The sequence below is a fragment of the Arthrobacter sp. TB 26 genome (genome assembly GCF_000427315.1).
GTDB lineage: Bacteria > Actinomycetota > Actinomycetes > Actinomycetales > Micrococcaceae > Arthrobacter.
Genome location: NZ_AUPJ01000301.1, coordinates 1 through 3,402 on the forward strand (window position 1 = coordinate 1; position 3,402 = coordinate 3,402).

Sequence of the window (3,402 nt, forward strand, 5' to 3'; positions counted from 1 at the left end):
CCGCGTAGACGACGTCGGCAATGCCGGCCTCGATGATCGCCTGCGCGCAGGGACCGGTGCGTCCGCAGTGGTTGCACGGTTCCAGCGTGACCACCATGGTGGTGCCGCTGAGGTCCCGCCCGGCGGCCCTGGCCTGGTCAATGGCGTCGGCTTCCGCGTGCGCGGTGCCGGCCCCACGGTGGTAGCCCGTGACGATCGGGGTGCCGTCAGCGGCGATGACGACGGCGCCAACCAGCGGGTTCGCGCCGCGCGGCCCCCGGAGGGCGGCTGCGAGGGCGGCGTCCATGGCGGCGACCTCGGCTGTGCTGAAACCGGCCACCGTCAGGGCCGCGGCGTCATCTGCCGCTTCGTAGGTGGAGTGCTTAACGCTCATCAACCTGCCACCGGGCTTTCGAAAACCATGGTGGTGGTGAAGAGCCATCGCAGAGAGTGCATGTGAGTGTCGTTCCTTCCCTCAAAAGCCGCGATGGCTCCGGGGGTATACGACAGCGAACTTCCGCGGCGCCGAAAGGGCGCCGCAGTAACAGCTGTACGTGCTTCTCTCATCCAGACTTTAACTGTCGGTACCGGAGTTCCACCGGTTCAACCGTCTGCCGGCATTCTTCCCGAGGGAAGCGCCGGCTCGCGGGTCGCGGACTATAACCGCCGGTTCGGACTTACACCGACCCCGGAGCACGTATGTGTCTTGCTATTCTGGCACAACCGACGGGTAGCTTTGGCTATTCCCCGGGTCAGGATGTTACGGAGTGCGTCATTTTTGCCCTGCGGTGCAGGCCGCCCAGCGCGACTAGCGCTGGCCGGCGGCGCGAAGCCGTTCGATGGCCTCGGCCGGATCCCCGGCACCGTAGACGGCGGACCCGGCCACGAAGACGTTGGCCCCGGCGTCCGCGGCACGCCAGATGGTGTCTTCGGTGATGCCGCCGTCGACCTGCAGTGCCACGTCGAGCCCGGAGGCGTCGATGGCGGCGCGGGCCCGGCGGATCTTGGGAAGCGTGAGGTCAAGGAATTCCTGGCCACCGAAGCCCGGCTCCACGGTCATGATCAGCAGCACGTCCAGTTCACCGAGCATGTCCAGGAAGGGCTCCACGCCGCTGCCCGGCCGGAGCGCCAAGCCTGCCTTGGCACCGCGGGCCCGGAGCTCGCGCGCGAGCTTGATCGGCGCGATCGACGCCTCGGCGTGGAACGTCACGGAGGCGACACCCGCGTCGGCGTAGGCCGGGGCCCAGCGGTCCGCGTGCTCGATCATGAGGTGCGCGTCCAACGGCACCGGGCTGATCTCCTGCAGGCGCGCAACCACCGGCAACCCCAGCGACAGGTTGGGGACGAAGTGGTTGTCCATGACGTCCACGTGCACCGCATCGGCGTTGCTGATTCTCTGCAGCTCCGCTTCGAGGTTGGCGAAGTCGGCGGAGAGAATGCTCGGGTTGATACAGCACTTGGCCATGTGGAATTCCTTGTCGTTCTGCTGAGATGTCCTGTTGAAGGCGCGGGCGTCCAGTGACCCAGTATTCCCTGTGGGTCAGGCCTTTTTGTGGATGAGCGCCAGGAACATGGCGTCTGTGCGGTGCACATGCGGCCAGAGCTGGGCGGTGAGCTCGTGTCCCGCGTCGAGGTGGCCGGTGAGGCTGACACTGTCCAGCACCGCACCGGCGTCGAGCAGTTCAAGGTCGTCGCGTTTGCGCAGCACATCGCTCACGACGGCGGTTGTCTCCGCCGGGTGCGGCGAGCAGGTCACGTAGGCCACCACGCCGCCGGGCTTCACGGCCGCCAGCGCGGACTTGAGCAGCTCGCGCTGCAGCGGGCCAAGGTCCGTGAGGTCCTTGGGAGTGCGGCGCCAGCGTGACTCCGGACGGCGGCGCAGGGCGCCGAGCCCGGTGCAGGGCGCATCGACGAGAACACGGTCGAAACTCTCCGGCATCTCGGTGCCCACCTCGCGGCCGTCGCCGGTCCGCACGTGCCAGACCTCGTGCGGCACCGCGGCGAGGGCCTGCCGGACCAGTTTGGCGCGGTGCGGTGCGGGTTCGTTGGCCAGCAGGGTGGCGCCGTGTTCCCGGGCGAGGGCGCCGAGCAGGGCCGCCTTGCCGCCGGGGCCGGCGCACATATCCAGCCAGCGTTCAGCTGCCGGTTCCGTGCCGGCGCCGCCGGCACCGTCAGTGACCTTGGCACTGCCGCCAAGGTCGACAGCAGCCATGGCGCGGGCGACGAGCTGGGAGCCGACGTCCTGGACGCGGGTGGTGCCTTCGCGGACGGAAGCGAGCCGGCCGAGGTCTCCTCCGCTGGAGAGCGCCGAGCCTTCAACGAGTTCGCCGGGTGTGGCACCGCCTTCCAGGGCTTCGTCCAGGCTGCCGAGCCCGGGCAGTGCCACGAGGTTGACCACGGGTGCGGCGTTGTCAGCTTCGAGGAGGTCGCTGATTTCGCTGACCGGGCGCCCGTGGGCCACCAGGGACTGCCGGAGGGCGCGGACAATCCACTCAGGGTGCGCGTAGCGGATGGCGGCTTTTTTGGTTTCGTCCGTCTCGTCGCTGAGCAGGAGGTCCAGCCACTCCTCGAGGGTGCGGGCGGACACCTTGCGCAACACGGCGTTGATGAGCGTGGAAGGCCCGGCGCCAATCACGGCGCGGGCCAGGCCGACGGTCTGGTCCAGGGCGGCGTGGGCGGGGACGCGCATGGCCAGCAGCTGGTGCGCGCCGATCCTCAGCGCGTCGAGGATGGCCGGGTCCAGCTGGTCCAGGGGCCGGTCCACGCAGCGGGCCAGGATCGCGTCGTAGGTGCCCTGGCCGCGCAGTGCCCCGTAGCTGAGCTCCGTGGCGAAGCCGGCGTCGCGCTTGTCCAGGCCGTGGTGGCGGATCCGGGCGGGCAGGACGAGGTTGGCGTACGCGTCCTCGGCCGCGACGGCGCGCAGGACTTCGAAAGCAACGAGACGGGCAGGATCGGCCCGACGGGTGCGCTGGGAAGGCGCGTTCTCGGTGAACCCGCGCTGGGGCCCGCGGTTGCGCTCCCGGCCCTGCGCGTTCCGGTTGCTTCCGTCCCGGCCGCGGCCGCTTTGGCCGCCACCCTGTCCGGCGCTCTGGCCGCCTGATCCGCCGCGCTGGCCGCCTGATCCGCCGCGCTGGGGGCCATTGCCCCGGCCGCTCGTCCCGGACTCACTCATTCGAATACCACGCTTTCAAGTGTTGCCTGTCCGCGCGCCCAGTCGGCGGCGGTCATCATTTTCTTGCCCGAGGGCTGGATCCGGGTGAGTTCGACCGGATGTGAGCCGGTTCCCACCAGCACGCTCCTGCCCTCCAGTACCAGCTGACCCGGTTGCAGCGCCGGTCCCCCGGGCCGCAGGATCACCGGCTCCAGCTTGATCCGCTGGCCCTCGAGGGTGGTCCACGCCCCTGGCTCAGGGGTGACCCCGCG

The 3,402-nt window shown here is 69.8% G+C and carries 3 protein-coding genes, 1 pseudogene and 1 riboswitch; all 4 genes and pseudogenes read right to left on the reverse strand.

Annotated features, from left to right (window positions below; translation table 11 throughout):
- Positions 1–373: deaminase (locus K789_RS22875; protein WP_035739559.1), on the reverse strand; the 373-nt coding region annotated here is incomplete at its 3' end.
- Positions 374–529: 156 nt separating this feature from the next.
- A riboswitch (FMN riboswitch) is annotated at positions 530–680 on the reverse strand.
- A gap of 107 nt (positions 681–787) precedes the next feature.
- Complete coding sequence (rpe, locus tag K789_RS0110875) at positions 788–1,444, reverse strand: ribulose-phosphate 3-epimerase (RefSeq protein WP_024366787.1); 657 nt, start codon at positions 1,442–1,444, stop codon at positions 788–790.
- A gap of 75 nt (positions 1,445–1,519) precedes the next feature.
- Positions 1,520–3,151: an RsmB/NOP family class I SAM-dependent RNA methyltransferase gene (locus K789_RS0110880; RefSeq protein ID WP_024366788.1), complete on the reverse strand. Its 1,632-nt coding sequence runs from the start codon at positions 3,149–3,151 to the stop codon at positions 1,520–1,522.
- A pseudogene (locus K789_RS0110885) lies at positions 3,148–3,402 on the reverse strand (methionyl-tRNA formyltransferase); the annotation flags it as partial. The gene K789_RS0110880 and the pseudogene K789_RS0110885, both read right to left, overlap by 4 nt.